This is a genomic window from Kitasatospora sp. MAP12-44, from assembly GCF_029892095.1.
Taxonomy (GTDB): Bacteria; Actinomycetota; Actinomycetes; order Streptomycetales; family Streptomycetaceae; genus Kitasatospora.
This window is the reverse complement of sequence record NZ_JARZAE010000004.1, coordinates 7,695,344-7,709,931: the sequence shown is the minus strand read 5'-3', so window position 1 is coordinate 7,709,931 and position 14,588 is coordinate 7,695,344. Positions and strand designations below refer to the sequence as shown.

12 protein-coding genes and 1 pseudogene are annotated in these 14,588 nt (G+C 73.6%); 6 read left to right on the top strand and 7 right to left on the bottom strand.

Annotated features, from left to right (window positions below; translation table 11 throughout):
• Positions 1 to 73 precede the first annotated feature (73 nt).
• A complete protein-coding gene (locus P3T34_RS35130) occupies positions 74 to 349 on the bottom strand; it encodes a helix-turn-helix transcriptional regulator (RefSeq protein ID WP_280670169.1) in 276 nt (91 codons plus the stop codon).
• A gap of 80 nt (positions 350 to 429) precedes the next feature.
• On the bottom strand, positions 430 to 1,212 hold the full coding sequence (gene map, locus P3T34_RS35125) for a type I methionyl aminopeptidase (protein ID WP_280670167.1): 783 nt from the start codon (positions 1,210 to 1,212) through the stop codon (positions 430 to 432).
• A 191-nt stretch (positions 1,213 to 1,403) separates the two neighbouring features.
• Between map and P3T34_RS35120 the strand changes: the two genes are divergently transcribed.
• From P3T34_RS35120 to P3T34_RS35110, 3 genes are all read left to right on the top strand, one after another.
• Complete coding sequence (locus P3T34_RS35120) at positions 1,404 to 2,051, top strand: TetR family transcriptional regulator (protein WP_280670165.1); 648 nt, start codon at positions 1,404 to 1,406, stop codon at positions 2,049 to 2,051.
• Between the two features lie 151 nt (positions 2,052 to 2,202).
• Positions 2,203 to 2,742 carry a hypothetical protein gene (locus P3T34_RS35115; protein ID WP_280670163.1) on the top strand — a complete coding sequence of 180 codons (540 nt, stop codon included), beginning with the start codon at positions 2,203 to 2,205 and terminating at the stop codon, positions 2,740 to 2,742.
• Positions 2,739 to 3,497, top strand: a complete 759-nt coding sequence (locus P3T34_RS35110) for a hypothetical protein (RefSeq protein ID WP_280670161.1) — start codon at positions 2,739 to 2,741, stop codon at positions 3,495 to 3,497. The genes P3T34_RS35115 and P3T34_RS35110 overlap by 4 nt, the downstream gene beginning before the upstream one ends.
• 46 nt (positions 3,498 to 3,543) lie before the next feature.
• Here the strand turns inward: P3T34_RS35110 and P3T34_RS35105 are convergent.
• A pseudogene (locus P3T34_RS35105) lies at positions 3,544 to 4,801 on the bottom strand (ROK family transcriptional regulator).
• Positions 4,802 to 5,018: 217 nt separating this feature from the next.
• Between P3T34_RS35105 and P3T34_RS35100 the strand changes: the two are divergent.
• Together P3T34_RS35100 and P3T34_RS35095 are read left to right on the top strand one after the other, a co-directional pair.
• Entirely contained in the window at positions 5,019 to 6,476 is a 1,458-nt protein-coding gene (locus tag P3T34_RS35100) for an APC family permease (protein WP_280670159.1), read from the top strand.
• A gap of 112 nt (positions 6,477 to 6,588) precedes the next feature.
• Entirely contained in the window at positions 6,589 to 7,671 is a 1,083-nt protein-coding gene (locus P3T34_RS35095) for a hypothetical protein (RefSeq protein ID WP_280670157.1), read from the top strand.
• 20 nt (positions 7,672 to 7,691) lie between these two features.
• On the opposite strand, the gene P3T34_RS35090 is transcribed toward P3T34_RS35095, so the two are convergent.
• From P3T34_RS35090 to P3T34_RS35080, 3 genes are all read right to left on the bottom strand, one after another.
• A complete protein-coding gene (locus P3T34_RS35090; protein ID WP_280670155.1) occupies positions 7,692 to 10,658 on the bottom strand; it encodes a poly(A) polymerase in 2,967 nt (988 codons plus the stop codon).
• On the bottom strand, positions 10,658 to 12,520 hold the full coding sequence (locus P3T34_RS35085) for an RNA ligase family protein (RefSeq protein WP_280670153.1): 1,863 nt from the start codon (positions 12,518 to 12,520) through the stop codon (positions 10,658 to 10,660). Before P3T34_RS35085 ends, P3T34_RS35090 begins: the two co-directional genes overlap by 1 nt.
• A 105-nt stretch (positions 12,521 to 12,625) precedes the next feature.
• Positions 12,626 to 13,510 (bottom strand): Gfo/Idh/MocA family oxidoreductase, encoded by an 885-nt coding sequence (locus tag P3T34_RS35080; RefSeq protein WP_280670151.1) that lies wholly within the window; start codon positions 13,508 to 13,510, stop codon positions 12,626 to 12,628.
• 153 nt (positions 13,511 to 13,663) lie between these two features.
• On the opposite strand from P3T34_RS35080, the gene P3T34_RS35075 reads away from it, so the two are divergent.
• Entirely contained in the window at positions 13,664 to 13,849 is a 186-nt protein-coding gene (locus P3T34_RS35075; protein WP_280670149.1) for an antitoxin, read from the top strand.
• 56 nt (positions 13,850 to 13,905) lie between these two features.
• Here the strand turns inward: P3T34_RS35075 and P3T34_RS35070 are convergent, their stop codons facing one another.
• Positions 13,906 to 14,574, bottom strand: coding sequence for an O-methyltransferase (locus P3T34_RS35070; RefSeq protein WP_280670148.1), 669 nt, complete (start codon positions 14,572 to 14,574; stop codon positions 13,906 to 13,908).
• Positions 14,575 to 14,588: the final 14 nt, after the last annotated feature.

Below are 14,588 nucleotides of genomic sequence, written 5' to 3'. Positions count from 1 at the left end.
CGATGAGGAGAAGGGCCGCCGCCGGGGCCGAACCCTCCTCCTCAAGGAGGGGTACCCGGCGAACCGGCGACTGTCAGGCGGACAGCGGTTGGTCCTGGTAGCCGTCGTCCTGCGCGCAGGCGGCGGCCAGTTCGTCGAGCGAGATGGAGAGCACTGCGGCCAGGGCTGCCACGGTGAAGTACGAGGGGGTCGGCGCCCGGCCCGTCTCGATCTTGCGCAGCGTCTCCGGCGAGAGCCCCGCCGCGGCGGCGACGTCGACCATGCTGCGCTTGCCGCGCGCCTCGCGCAGCAGCGCTCCCAGTCGCTCACCGCGTTGCCGCTCCAACAACGTCAAGGGGGTTCTCACCATGCCCGAATCCTAGTGCAGCGGGCACGATCCAGGAGGGCGGTTGGGAATCGGGCCTGTCCCCACCGCTGCTACCGCTGCGGTCAGGCCTCGCCCTGCTGAGGGCGGCGGGTGAGGACGAGGGGGCCGGTCTCGGTGATGGCGACCGTGTGCTCGGAGTGGGCGGTGCGGGAGCCGTCGGCCGAGCGGATCGTCCAGCCGTCCGGGTCGAAGACGATCTCGTCGGTGCCGCGGGCGAACCAGGGCTCGATCGCGAGCGTCAGGCCGGGGCGCAGCTTCAGGCCGCGGCCCGCTCGGCCGTTGTTGGGCACGTGCGGGCCCTCGTGCATGGTGCGGCCGAGGCCGTGACCGCCGAACTCCAGGTTGACCGGGTAGCCGTAGTCGGCGGCGACCGCGCCGATGGCCGCGGAGATGTCCCCGAGCCGGTTGCCCACCTGGGCGACCTCGATCGCGGCCTCCAGGGCGACCTCGGTGGCCTCGATCAGCCGCAGATCCTCCGCGGACGGGGTGCCGACGATGACGGAGTAGGCCGAGTCCGCGACCCAGCCGTCGATGCTCACCGCCATGTCCATCGTCAGCAGGTCCCCGTCGCGCAGCTTGTAGCTGTGCGGCAGCCCGTGCAGCACGGCGTCGTTGACCGAGAGGCAGACCACGTTGCGGAAGGGGCCGTTGCCGAACGTGGGCGCGTAGTCCCAGTAGCAGGACGTGGCGCCGCGCTCCTTGATGAGGCGACGAGCGTGGTGCTCAAGATCCAGCAGGTTGAGCCCCACCGCGGCGAGCTCGCCGAGCTCCGCGAGCACCTGGCCGAGGAACTGGCCAGTGGTGCGCATACGTTCGATATTGGCTGGAGACTTCAGCTCGATCACAGCGGTCCTCGATTCCACGGGTCACTATTCCGGTATAGTTATACCAGATGAGGCAACTGCCGGGCCGGGAGCGCGGGCTGAGTGGGGCTCATATTTCTGACTGCTGAGCCGGGCTGACTTTGCAGGAAACATGAGCTGGTCTCGCAGCGATGATTGGCCTGCGGAACGCCGGATGCGGCACAGTGGCTCCCATGAGTGAGCAGACAGAGGTGCTGCGCCCAGGGGTTCTGCGTCGGCAGCCCGTGCAGCAGCGCAGCCAGGAGCGCCTGGAGCGGATCCTGGACGCCTGCGCGCAGCTGCTGGACACCGGCGGCGCGGCGGCGCTCACCACCAAGGAGATCGCCGCTCGCGCCCAGGTCCCGATCGGCACGCTCTACCAGTTCTTCTCCGGCAAGGAGAGCCTGCTGGCGGCGCTCGCCCGCCGCAATCTGCAGCGCTATCTGGACCGGTTGGCCCGCCGCCTGGAGGCGGAGTCCCCGCAGGACATCGGCGGCTTCGTCGATCTCGCGGTCGAGGAGTTCGTCGCCATGAAGCGGGCCGTGGCCGGTTTCGGCGCACTGGACTTCGGGCTGACCGGCCCGACGCCGCCGGCCCTGGACGATGTCGAACACTTCCTCGACGGCTCGCTCGACAACAACAGCACCGTCGCGCGGCACCTGCACGCGCTCAGCTCCGAACACCTCGCCGGCGGCGGGCGCGAGCCCTCGCCGCTGGCCCTGCGGGTGGCGCTCGAGTGTGCGGACGCCGTACTCAAACTCGCCTTCCAGCAGGACCGGGACGGCGATCCGACGCTGATCGCGGAGTGCAAGCTGCTGCTGCGGCGCTACCTCGCCGGGTAGTCCCGGGTAGTCGCGGGCAGGCGAAAACAGGGGAACGTCCGTTCGTCATACGGACGGCTTATCGAACTTTTCACCCCCTGAAGAGTCAATTTGCTTGCAGGAGAATGCAATTCGCCCTGCCCGCCCAGGGGTGCCTGGCTAGCTTCCTGGCATGCACGCCGACGACCCTCACGACGACGGCCACGACCCCGGGCACGACCATGACCCCGGGCACGACCACGACCACGACCATCATCACCACCACGATCCGGGCGGCTGCCACCCCACGCCGCCACCACCTCCACCCACCCCGCCCCCTCCGCCGCCGCCACCCACGCCGCCACCACCTCCACCGCCCCCACCACCTCCACCATCCCCTCCGCCACCACCGCCCGCGCCCACCCCGCACCCGGCGCCCGCCAAACCGGCCCCGCACACCGCCGCGCCGGTACGTCCGCCCGCGCCCGCCGCCCCGAAGCACATCCCGCGCCCCGTTCCACGCCCCACCCCGCACACCGCCGCCCCGCTGCCGCCCCCGCCGGCCCAGGTGCACGCCACCACCGCCATGCCGACCCGTCCGCCCGACGACAGCACGACCGTCCCCCCGGTCGGCCCGGCCGACAGTGCGTTCATGCTCGTCGCGATCACCGTCCCGGCCGTCCTCGCCGCGGCTGCCACGTTCATCAACCACACTGCAGGGAGACGTCGTTGAGTCTGGGTATCGTCATCGCCGTGATCATCGGAGGCGGGGCCGCGGTGGCCGTCCTGGCCGCCTTCGGCCGCACCGCCCGCTCACGCGAGGGCACGTTCTCCGCGGGCGCCCTCGGCTTCCTCGGATCGGCCTCGCTGTCTTCCTTCATGCTGGTCACCGCCTTCCTGATCGCGGGTTCCTGGTCCAACCTGAACACCGCGCGCGGCCACACCTGGGACGAGGCGCGCTCCCTCAACGCCGCCTACACCGACGCCGACGCCTCGACCCGTCCGCTGCTGCGCACCTATGTGACCGAGGTGATCGGCCCCGACTTCAAGGCGATGAGCCACGGCTCCGCCGACCCGGGCACCTGGACGGACCTGGACGCCGTCCGCAGCCACGTCGAGGCGCTGCCTCCCTCCGACCAACGCACCACCATGCTGAGCGACTTGTCGGACGTCTACACCAAGCGGCAGATCCGCCTGGCCGACGCGACCGTCTCGCTGCCCGCACCGCTCTACCCGGGGCTGATCGCCACCGGCCTGCTGGTGCTGCTCTACGCCCCGATCGCCGGCCTGACCTTTCACCGCCGGGAGGCGGTCGCACTCGGCCTGGTCGGCGCCGTGGTCGGGTTCGGCGTGTACCTCGTGCTGCAGATGACCCACCCGTACGCGGGCCCGGTCCATGTGACGCCCATCGCCTACCAGCAGAGCCTCGACCGCTTCAGCCAGCTCTCGCAGCAGTTGAGGCCCGCAGCGCTGACGCTGCACAGTTGACGCCGCGCAGTTGACGTCGCGGAGCTGACGCCAAGGCCCTGGGCCCTCAGACCCGGCCCAGGGCCGCCGAGCGCCGTTCGAAGACCTCCGGGCGGGCCGTGCGCAGCGCGGTGGCCAGGGCGCCGATCAGCACCGCCTCCTCGCCCAGCAGGCTGGGCGCCAGCCGCGGGCGCAGCGGAGTGAGGCGGTGCAGCGCCTGCTCGACGCGCCCGAGCAGCAGGTCGGCGCTGTGGCCGACACCGCCGCCGAGTACCACCAGGTCGGGATCCAGCACGGAGGACACCACCGCCACCGCGTAGGCGAGTTGCCCGGCCTCGTGGTCGATGGCGGCGAGCGCGGCCGGGTCGCCGGCCCGGGCCGCGTCGAAGACCTGCTTGGCCGTGGCCGCCCCGCGCAGGCCCAGCTCCTTGGCCGTGCGGACCACCGACTCCGCCGAGGCCGCCGACTCCAGCATCCCGCGCCGCTGCGCCCGTTCGTCGCCACCGCGGGAGCCCCCGTGGGGGCCACCGTGGGAGCCCTCGCCACCGCCACCGCCCGCGCCGCCGGGCAGCGGGAGGAACCCGATCTCGCCGGCCGCGCCGTGCGCACCCTGCTGCAAGCGCCCGCCGGCGACCACGCCCATGCCCAGACCGGTGCCGATCAGCAGATAGACGAAGAGCCGGCTGCCGACCCCGGCGCCGCGCGCGTACTCGCCGAGCGCAGCGAGGTTGGCGTCGTTGTGCACGCTGATCTCGGTGTCGAGGCCGGCCCGGATCCGGTCGAAGAGGGCCGCGGCGGCCCCAGCCGGGCAGGTTGGCGGCGTAGCGGACGCGTTGCTCGGACTCGTCCCAGACGCCGGGGGTGCCGATCGCCGCGTGCACCACCGCGCCGGGGCCGAGCCCGGCCTCCTCCAGCGCGGCCCGGGCCGCCGCGACGACGGCGTCCGCCACCGCGTCGGCGCTGCGGCCCCGGTTGGGCACGTCGCGGCGGGTGACGATCTCGCCCGCCAGGTCGGCGACCGCGATCCGCAGCCAGGCCCGGCCGATGTCGATGCCGAGCACGTGTCCCGCCGTCGGATCAGGCTCGTAGAGGACGGCGACCCGCCCGCGCTCGGGGGCCAGCAGGCCGGCCTCGCGGGCCAGGCCGGCCTGCTCGAGGTTGGCCAGCGCGGCGGACACCGTCGGCTTGGACAGGCCGGTGTCGCGGGCGAGTTGGGCGCGCGAGGCGGGTCCGGCGGTGCGGAGCCGCTCGAGCAGGAGCCACTCGTTGTTGCTGCGCAACCGCTGCCGGTTCCACGGCTGCTCGGTGGCCGGGTGAGAGCTCATCATCGCCTCCGTGCCCTCGTGGTGTCCGATTCGATCAGCTTTCTGCTGCCGCCACTGTATGCGCCGGCGGTAGGCCGCCGACGCCGTGGGGCTCTCCCCATAGCCCCTCGCGCCGCGCGTATTGGCTTGTTACCGGAGCGGTCTTGACGCGGAAAGTAAGGATACTTAACTTAATCACACCCCGCCTCGCGCTCTCCCCCACGCCCGGAGGTTCCCGGTGTCCCCAGGCTTCACCCGAAGAATCGGCCTCTTCCAGGCCACCGCCATCAACATGAGCCAGATGTGCGGGATCGGACCTTTCGTCACCATCCCGCTGATGGTGGCCGCCTTCGGCGGCCCGCAGGCCGTCATCGGCTGGATCGCCGGCGCGGTGCTCGCCCTCGTCGACGGACTGGTCTGGGCCGAACTCGGCGCCTCGCTCCCCGGCTCCGGCGGCAGCTATGTCTATCTGCGCGAGGCCTTCCAGTACCGCAGCGGGCGGCTGATGCCGTTCCTCTTCGTCTGGACGGCGATGCTCTTCATCCCGCTGATCATGTCCACCGGGGTGGTCGGCTTCGTCCAGTACCTCGGCTACCTGTGGCCGGGCATGACCAAGGGCCAGGGCGACCTGGTCGGACTGGCCTTCGTCGTGCTGGTCACCGTGCTGCTCTGGCGCCGGGTGGAGAGCATCGCGAAGATCACCACGGTGATGTGGGGCGTGATGATCACCTCGGTCGCCGCCGTCATCCTGGCCTCCTACACCCACTTCAGCCCATCCCGGGCCTTCAGCTGGCCCGCGCACGCCATCCAGCTGACCCACGGACAGTTCTGGATCGGCTTCGCAGCCGGACTGACCATCGGAATCTACGACTACCTCGGCTACAACACCGCCGCCTATATGGGCGCCGAGGTGAAGGACCCGGGCCGGGTGATGCCACGAGCCGTCATCTACTCGATCGTCGGCATCATGGGCATCTACCTGCTGCTCCAGATCGGCGTGCTGGGGGTGATCAACTGGCGCGACATGCTCGACCCCAACTCGATCGCCTCGCAGTCCGTCGCCTCGGCTGTGCTGCAGAAGACCTGGGGCAGGAACGCGGCCGACGTGGTCACCGTGCTCATCCTGGTCACCGCCTTCGCCTCGGTCTTCACCGGCCTGCTCGGCGGCTCCCGCGTCCCGTACGACGCGGCGCGCGACGGCGTCTTCTTCCGCTCCTACGGCAGGCTGCACGCCAGGCACCGGTTCCCGGTGCTGGGGCTGCTGACGATGAGCGTGGTCACCTTCGCCGGCTTCTACCTGAGCCGGCACGTCGGGGCCAGCGCCACGCACCCGCCGCTCACCATCCTGATCGACCTGCTCACCACCGTGATGGTGATCGTCCAGGCGTTCGCGCAGATCCTGGCCGTCACCGTGCTGCGCCGCCGGCAGCCCGCCCTGCGCCGGCCGTACACGATGTGGCTCTACCCGGCGCCGAGCATCGTCGCCGCGGTCGGCTGGCTGGTCGTCTACGGCTACGCGGACAAGAACTCGCCCGGCTTCCACCCCATCGAGTGGTCGCTGGCCTGGGTCGTGCTGGGCAGCCTGGCGTTCGCGCTCTGGGCCCGGGTGGAGGGGATCTGGCCGTTCGGACCGAACGAGATCCGCGAGGAGTACCTGGCGCCGGCCCCGTCCGACGAGGACCTGACGGCGGTCTGACGGCGGTTTGACGCGGTCCGGGACGCTCCGACGAGGCCCCGACGACGCGCGGGTACCGCCCGGCTCGGGCAGCTGTCCGAGCCGGGCGGCCCGATCATCGACAATGGTCGCCATGAGGATGATCTCCGCAGTGGCCGGCGTCCTGCTGCTCGCACTCACCGTCGCCAGCATCCTGCGCACGCTGGTGGTGCCCCGGGGGCTCTACTCCTCGCTGGTCACCCGGCTCTGGCGGCTGCTGCGTACCGTGCTGCGGCTCTGCGCGAACCCGTTCGGCACCTACCGGGCCCACGACCGCGCGCAGGCCTGGCTGGCGCCGCTGATGCTGGTCGGCATGCTGTTCTGCTGGCTCTCCGCCTTCCTGGCCGGCTTCACCATGCTGCTGTACGCCGACTCCGACCTCTCCTGGAGCGTCGCGCTGCGCGAGGCCGGCTCCAGCCTCTTCACCCTCGGCTACGCCAGCGGCGACCGGCTGCGGCTCTCCGCCCTGGACTTCCTGGCCGCGGCCAGCGGGCCGCTGGTGATCGCCCTGCAGATCGCCTACCTGCCCACCCTCTACAGCTCCTACAACCGCCGCGAGCTGGAGGTGACGCTGCTCCAGTCGCGCGCCGGAGAGCCCGCCTGGGGACCCGAGCTGCTGGCCCGTCAGTCGCTGGTCGACACCGAGACCGCGCTGCCCGCGCTCTACCGCGACTGGGAGCGGCTGGCCGCCGAACTCGGCGAGAGCCACTCCAACTACCCCGTGCTGCTCTCCTTCCGCTCGCCGCAGCCCTACCGCAGCTGGATCGTCGGCCTGATCGCCGTGATGGACGGCGCCGCGCTGCAGCTCTCGCTCAACCCGCGCACCGCGCCACCCGAGGCGCGGCTGGTGCTGCGCGCCGGGTTCACGGCGCTGCGTGACATCGCCCGGGTGCTACGGGTCCCCTTCGACCCCGACCCGCAACCGGACGGCCCGCTGCGGCTCAGCTACGCCGAGTTCGACGCCGCCGTGACGATGGTCGTCGCCGCCGGCTTCGACACCGAACGGCCGACCGTGCTGGCCTGGCCGCACTTCCGGGGCTGGCGGGTCAACTACGAGTCCATCGCCTACGAGATCTGCCGCCGCGTCGACGCCGTCCCCACCCTCTGGACCGGCCCCCGCGACTTCCCCTCCACCCCCATCCCCCCGCGCCGCCCCGCCGACCGCCGCCCGGCCTGAGCTTGATCTTTGAGGCTCCGTCACTCCCCCGGTCGGTAAGGCCGCAGTGTCGGGACGGTGCCGCAGTCCGCCCAGCCGATCTCCGCGCCGGGCAGGCCCTTGGCCCAACCGGCGGTGATCTCGGCCAACTTGGCGGCGTCGGGCGGGGTGCGGCCGAGCCCGATCGCGTAGCGGGCCAGGCCCTGCTCGCTCGCGAACGGGTGGGGCCAGGCGTGGACGTCCACCACGCCGGCGTGCTCCAGGGCGGCGAGCAGCGCGCGCAGGCGGCCGCGGACTCGGCCGAGCGTGCTGTCGAACTCCTCACCGCGCACGGCCCGGACGGTCAGCACGGCCCAGGCCGCGTGCCGGCTGTGCAGGGGCGGCGGGGAGAGCAGCTCGGGCCAGGGGTCGCCGCCGCTCTCGGCCGCCGACTCCAGCACCTCCCAGGCCTGGTAGAGCTCCTGGACCAGCAACTCCAGCCAGCCGAAGCCGACTTGCTCGGTACAGGAGCGGACCGGCGCGGTCGGCGTCATGATCGACACCGCAGCCTCGGAGCCGGCGATCGCGGGCTCGGTGCTCAGGGTGACCGGTTCGCGCCAGTCCCAGGCGGCCCAGCTGCCGAAGAAGTGCCGCAGCAGGTCGGCGGCCGACAGCTCACCTGCCCCACCTGCCCCACCGGCCTCGCGGACCGTACGGGCCGCCAGAACGGTCCAGGCCAGGCCGGGCAGTCCGCCGAAGGGCGCCGAGTCCAGCCCGCGCGCCCTCGCCCAGGCCTTCACCTGGCGGGCCAGGGCGACGAACGCGGGGCCGGCCCATCGGCCGTCCCGTCCGCCGTCCGTCGCGGCGAGCAGCGCGTCCGCGTCGCTGACCGCGCTGAGCGCCGTCGCGGCGGCCTCGCCCAACTCGCCGCGCCGGTCCACCGCCTCGGCCGGGGCGAGCTGCCCGGTGGCGACCACGGCCAGGTCGACGCTGAGCCCGCCGACCTGCCAGCGCAACCCCGGCACCCTGGCGCCGGTCACCTGGCGGAGCCGGACCGCCTCCGGCAGCGCCGCCCGCACCCGGGCCCGCAGGTGCTCCGGGTCGACGGCGCCCGGCAGCGCCACCACCAGGTCCAGGTCCGCACCGGCCGACGCGCACCCCAGGCGGCGCGAACCCACCACGTGCACGACGCCCTCGTCCAGCGCCTGCGCGAGCCGCGCCGCAACGTGCTGCGCGGCGTGCTGCGCGACCTGCTGCTCCGCGACCTGGTCCGCCTCCAGAGTGTGGACGGCCGGCTCCGGCGGCCGGCGCAGCTCGCCCGTCCCCAGCGCGACCACGGCCCGCACCCGCATCGGCTCCTCGCCCCGCCGCGAGAGCAGCACCAACTCCCCCACCTGCGCCGACATACCGCCCAGCCGCTCGGCACAGGCGGCGGCGAGGCGGTGCGGGTCGCCGGTGCGACCCAGCGTCAGATGCGGGGTGTAGCCCTCCTCGCGGCCCCGGCAGCGCGGGAACCGCTGCCGCAGCGCCCGGTGCAGCGCCGCCCACGGCGCCGGGTCGGCGGCGGCCGGGTCGAGCCAGAGTGTGGCGGCCTCGCGGTGCTTGAAGCTGCGCACCCCTTCGAGCCGGGCGGTGAACGGCGCGAGGTCGGCCACCGCCGCGGCGACCAGCGCGGCCGCCCGCTCGAAGTCGGACTCCGGTACGAAGCCGAACAGCAGGTTCACATGCGGCGGCCAGCGGTCGAGTTGCCGGTCGTGCTCGCGGCGGACCTGCTGGATCGCCGGCCACAGCTCGGCCGGTGGGATCCAGGCCAGCGCCGTGCGGGCGGTCGGCGCGGAGTCGAGCACCTCGACGTCCGACTCCGGTTCACCGCCGGAGAGTTCGGCCACCAGCTCGGCCGCCACGCCGTAGTGGTCGGAGACGAAGAGCCCGTCGGGCGTGGCCGGGGTGTCGCCGTGCAGCGCCACCGCGCTCGCCCGCAAGCGCCCGCGCAGCAGCACCCGGTCCAGCCGGGAGGCCCGGCCGGAGAGCGAGGAGACGGCAGCCAGCGGGTTGACCCGCGGGTCGAAGGTGGGTGTGCTGTCGTCGTGGCCGCGCAGCTCGCTCCAGGCGTCCCGCAGCGCGAGCGCACCGGCCGGGCCCGCACCGGCACTGTGCCTGCCATCGCCGCCGTGGCTGCCGTGGCTGCCGTGGCTGCCGTCGTTGAAGTCGCCGAGCAGCGCCACGTCACCCTCCACCTCGGCCAACCCCTGGGCCAGCCGGGCCAGTTCGGCCGTCCGCCGGTCCGCTCCGCGGTCCGAGTGGTCGCTGCTCAGGTGCGTGTTGAGCACCGTGACCGGCCCGGCGGCGCTCTGCACGGTGACCGCCGTGACGGCCTTGTGCGGGCCGAGCAGGTGCCAGGCCGCCTCCCGGACGGGCAGGCGGCTGAGCAGCAGCAGCCCGCTGTCGTCGATGTCCCGGCCGACCGGGTCGGTGCCCAGGGTGTAGCGGGCCCGGATCCAGGGCGCCGCGAGCAGCAGCGTGAGCAGCCCGGCCTCCACCTCCTGGAGGGCGATGACGTCCGCGTCGGCGCGTTCCAGGGCGGCCAGCAGCAGCGGGCGGCGGCGGGCGGTGTCGATCCGGTCGCTGTCATAGCGATCCCACAGCGTGTTCCAGGTGATCACCCGTACGGCGCCCGAGGAGGTCGACGCCGACCCGTCCCACTCGGCCGGCCGCCAGCCTGCTGCTGGGCTCCAGGCGTGCGGCGTCCTGGCGGTGAAGAACGGCGCGCGCAGCCGGCGCGGCTCCCGTACCCGGCCGAGCCCCGAGGAGTCGACCCGGTCAAGACCGGCCGCCCGGTCCCAGACCAGCTCGCCGTCCGCCTCGACGAACAGCACCCGGTGCCACGGGATGTCGCCGCCGGGCACGAAGGCGGGCAGCGGTACCCGCTTGGGGGCGCGGCCGCGCACGTTCAGCCCGAGCACGAACCGCGCCGGGTCGAACCGCTGGTCCCAGCGGATCCGGTGGTAGATCTCCTCGCTGGTGCGCATCACGCCTCCCTGACGTCGAGTGCGTGGAGTGCGTCGAATGCGTCGAATGCGTCGCGTGCGTCGAGTGTTCCGGCCGTGTCGTCGACCGTCCCGCCCGGGCCGACGTACCAGGTGCGGTGCGCCTGGCCGGGGTAGGGCGGGGCGAACCGGGCGAGTTGGGCGGCGAGCACCTCGACCGGCACCTGGTGCTCGCGGCCGGCGTTGCGCCGCGCCACCGCGTCCTCGCCGACGACCAGCACGGCGTGCGTGAGCAGCGCGTCGCGCCGGTGCGCCACCGCGTGCACCAGCGAGCGCTGCCGCTGGGTGAGCGAGGTGGCGTCCCAGACCACCGTCCGACGGCCGGTCAGGGCGGCGTCGAGCCGCTCCAGGCCCGCGCGCAGCACGTCGGGGTTGGCCCGCTGGTCGGAGCGGTCGCCACGGGCCTGGCGCAGGTCGTCCAGCGAGATCACTTCGTCGACGCCGGGCAGGCTGCGGGCGAACCGGCTCTTGCCGCTGCCGGAGGGCCCCACCGTGACGACCAGCCGGGGGAACTCCCCCGCGCGCCAGCGCCAACTCCGCGCCACCGCCTCCTCGGTGGTGGTGACCCGGCCCAGCGCGCAGCCCTCCAGGGTCTGCGCCCAGCAGCGGTCGCGCGCCTCGGTGCCCAGGCCGGTGAGTGCCTGGCGCAGGCCGGTCCGCAGCGGCTCCAACGGCTCCTCGCCGAGCAGGCCGGCCTCGTCCGCGACCAGCGCCGACCAGTCGACCTGCTCACGGGCCTCGCGGGCCTCGGCAGCCTCCGGGCCGGTCGGGCCGGTCGGGCCGGTCGGGCCGGTCAGTGCCGCGGCCGCGAGCGCGTGCAGCACACCCAGGTCGGCCGCAGCGGAGAGCCGGACCAGCCCGGCCCTGCGCTCCTCGTCGGGGAACGGGCGGTGCAGCGCGGTGTGCAGCCCGACCAGGTCGGCGACCCGGCGTGCCTGACGCATGCCGAGCGGCGCCACCAGCCTGGGCGCCAGCCGGGCCCGCCGCCCGCCGTGCAGCAGCGCCGCCAGCACGCCGGTCAGCCGGGCGGAGCCGGTCCGGCCCAGCAGGTCGAGCCGGGCGCAGACATCGGCCACCACCGCCTCAGCCCGCCCGGCGGCCCGCTCCCCACCCAAGTCGGCCGGCTCACCACCCAGGTCGACCGGCTCCAGCTCCAGCGCCGCCAGCAGCGAGGGCACGTCGACCGCCGCCCCCGAGCGGACGTCCCACAGCGCGGCGCCCGGCCGCAGGCCGTTCGGCACGACCGGCGCGTACATCCAGTGCGTGTCGGTGCTGACATGCGCCGGACGGACCCACTTGGCCACCCGGTCGGCGAACTGCCCCCGCTCGAAGCCCTCGACGCTGCGCACCACGTAGCCCTCCTGGCGCGCGGTGTCCAGCCGCAGCACGCGCAGCGACCGTACGGCCCGCTCGTCCAGCACGCCGCGCCACAGCACGGGCGGCACCGGCAGGCCCACCCGCCGGGTCCAGCGCACTGTGCGGTCCCAGTCCAGGCAGTGCTCGCCGTCCCAGACCGAGAAGGCGTAGAACCAGCTCTCCAGCTCCTGGTAGGCGATCGAGTGCCGGGCGTAGAGGTTCTCCCCGCACACCCGCCAGCCCGCCGGGATCGACCGGGCGATCCGCCCCTGCAGGGCCTTCACCCAGGCCCTGGACGGATGGTGCGCGGAGTCCAGCGAACGGGCGTGCAGGCCGTCCGGGTAGAGCGTGGTGTTCTCACCGTCGAGCTTCTCGGTGACCACCACCTCGCGCCCCAGCAGCCCTGAGAGGTCCCCACTGCGGACGTCGTCCGCGGTGGCGCCCGGCGACCAGGGCAGGTGCGGGGTGCGAGGATAGTGCGTTCGCATGGCCCGCTCCTGGTGACGACATCGTGTCCCGTCACTCTAGGTTCGCGCGGTGCGGTGATCCATCGAATAACGCCCTCAGAGCCCCCGAACTCGCAGCCCCCGAACTCAGAGCCCCCGGACCGTGGTGCCGGTGGCCAGCGCCTCCTCCGCGGCGGCCAGCAGGCGCACCACACGCAGGCCGAAGGCCGCGTCGCACGGGTGCGGCTGGTCCGCGAGCAGGGCGTCGACGGCGCGGTGGAAGGCCGCGCCGGGACCGGCGGTGGAGCCGGGCAGCCTGCTCACCCCGGCCTCCCCGCGCAGCTCGATGCCCACTCCGGCGGCCGCCGCCGGGGCCGTCAGGCTGAGGCTCGCGGTGCTGGAGGCGCCGCCGGCGTGCCGCAGGGCCAGGTGCACGGTGTCCCCGGGGCCGGCCGCCGCGGTGACCTGCTCGACCTCGCCGAGCGTGGGCAGCAGCACCGACAGCACGTGCGGGCCGACGTCCCAGAGCGCTCCCCGCTCGCGGCGCCAGGGCGAGGCCGCGTACGGGCTGTCGGTGGTGAAGACCGCGCCCAGCCACTGCGCGTGGCCGGTGAACCAGCCGCCGCTGGCCGCCTGTTGGTCCGTCCAGGCGGACTGGCCCTCGTCGAAGCGCAGCGTGAAGAAGACCTCGGCGCGCACCCGGGCCCGCTCGACCGCCGCCAGCACCGCGGCCGCCTGCTCGACGTCCAGGGCGAGTGGCTTGTCCAGCAGCAGGTGCCGACCCGCCTCGGCCGCGCGCACCGCGAGCCCGGCCTGCACGGCGGGCGGCACGGCCACCGAGACCGCGTCCACGGCGGCGAGCAGCGCGTCCAGGTCCTGGTAGGCCGTCGTCCCGTGCGCCGCCGCGAGTTCGGCGGCCGCCGCCGGGCGCCGGCCCCACACCCCGGCGAACTCCACGCCGGGGTGGGCCGCCAGCACGGGCGCGTGCACCCGCTGCGCCCACGGGCCGGTACCCAGAAGTCCGATGCGCATGCCGCGTCCTCTCGTTTCGTTGGCTCGGGGTCCCGGGGACCTCAGGGTCCTCAGGGTCCTCAGGGTCCTCGGGGTCGTCGGGGTCCTCAGGGTGTGCACATCGTCCATCTCAGCGATGCTGGGAGGGCCAGACGTTCCGCAAGGAGGCCACCCATGTCGATGCTTGACAAGCTCAAGGGATTGCTGCACGGACACGAGGACTCTGCCCAGCAGGGGGCCCAGAAGGCCGGCGACGCCCTCGACGCGAAGACGGGCAACAAGTACGAGCGCGAGGTCGACGCCGCTCAGGACAAGATGAACCAGCAGCTCGGCCAGCAGCCGCCGACCGACCCCCAGTAGGCATCGGGTCCGCCTCGCCGGCCCAGCTCACCACCGGCCGGCGGGGCCGGTCCGGATCAGCTGGTGACCCGGACCAGCGTGAAGCCGTCGTAGCCCTTGACCCCCACGGTCTGCACGGCGGTCGCCGAGACCCGCGGCTCGGCCGCGATCAGCTCGTGCATCGCGCGCACGCCCAGCACGGACGGGTCGGTGCTCGCCGCGTCGGCCACCGCGCCGCCGCGCACCACGTTGTCGATGATGATCAGCGAGCCGGGGCGGGTGAGCTTCAGCGCCCAGCGGAAGTAGTCCGGGTTGCTGGGCTTGTCCGCGTCGATGAAGACCAGGTCGAAGGGCTCGGCGCCGTCGTCCACCAGCTCGGCGAGGCTGTCCACGGCCCGGCCGGTGCGCACCTCGGCCACCTTCTCCAGGCCGGCCTCGTGCAGGTTGGCGCGGGCCACCGCCGAGTGCGCCGGGTCGATCTCCAGCGAGATCAGCCGACCGTCCGCGGGCAGCGCGCGGCCCAGCCAGATGGCGCTGTAGCCGCCGAGCGCGCCGACCTCCAGGATCCGGCGGGCACCGACGGTGAGGGCCAGCAGGTGCAGCAGCTTGCCCTGGTTGGGCGCGACCGCGATGTGCGGCAGGCCGGCCGCCGCACTGGTCGCGAGCGCGCCGGTGAGCGCGGCGTCCTCGCCGACCAGGACGCCGCTCAGGTACTCGTCCACTGCGGTCCACTGCTGCTGGGTCATCGGATCCTCCGCTT

Bases quoted from the DNA above. Each gene is read 5' to 3' on its own strand.
- P3T34_RS35080 (WP_280670151.1), bottom strand. From the start codon at position 13,510: ATGCGCATCGGACTTCTGGGTACCGGCCCGTGGGCGCAGCGGGTGCAC.
- P3T34_RS35085 (WP_280670153.1), bottom strand. From the start codon at position 12,520: ATGCGAACGCACTATCCTCGCACCCCGCACCTGCCCTGGTCGCCGGGC.
- P3T34_RS35115 (WP_280670163.1), top strand. From the start codon at position 2,203: ATGCACGCCGACGACCCTCACGACGACGGCCACGACCCCGGGCACGAC.
- P3T34_RS35120 (WP_280670165.1), top strand. From the start codon at position 1,404: ATGAGTGAGCAGACAGAGGTGCTGCGCCCAGGGGTTCTGCGTCGGCAG.
- P3T34_RS35130 (WP_280670169.1), bottom strand. From the start codon at position 349: ATGGTGAGAACCCCCTTGACGTTGTTGGAGCGGCAACGCGGTGAGCGA.
- P3T34_RS35075 (WP_280670149.1), top strand. From the start codon at position 13,664: ATGTCGATGCTTGACAAGCTCAAGGGATTGCTGCACGGACACGAGGAC.
- P3T34_RS35095 (WP_280670157.1), top strand. From the start codon at position 6,589: ATGAGGATGATCTCCGCAGTGGCCGGCGTCCTGCTGCTCGCACTCACC.
- P3T34_RS35090 (WP_280670155.1), bottom strand. From the start codon at position 10,658: ATGCGCACCAGCGAGGAGATCTACCACCGGATCCGCTGGGACCAGCGG.
- P3T34_RS35070 (WP_280670148.1), bottom strand. From the start codon at position 14,574: ATGACCCAGCAGCAGTGGACCGCAGTGGACGAGTACCTGAGCGGCGTC.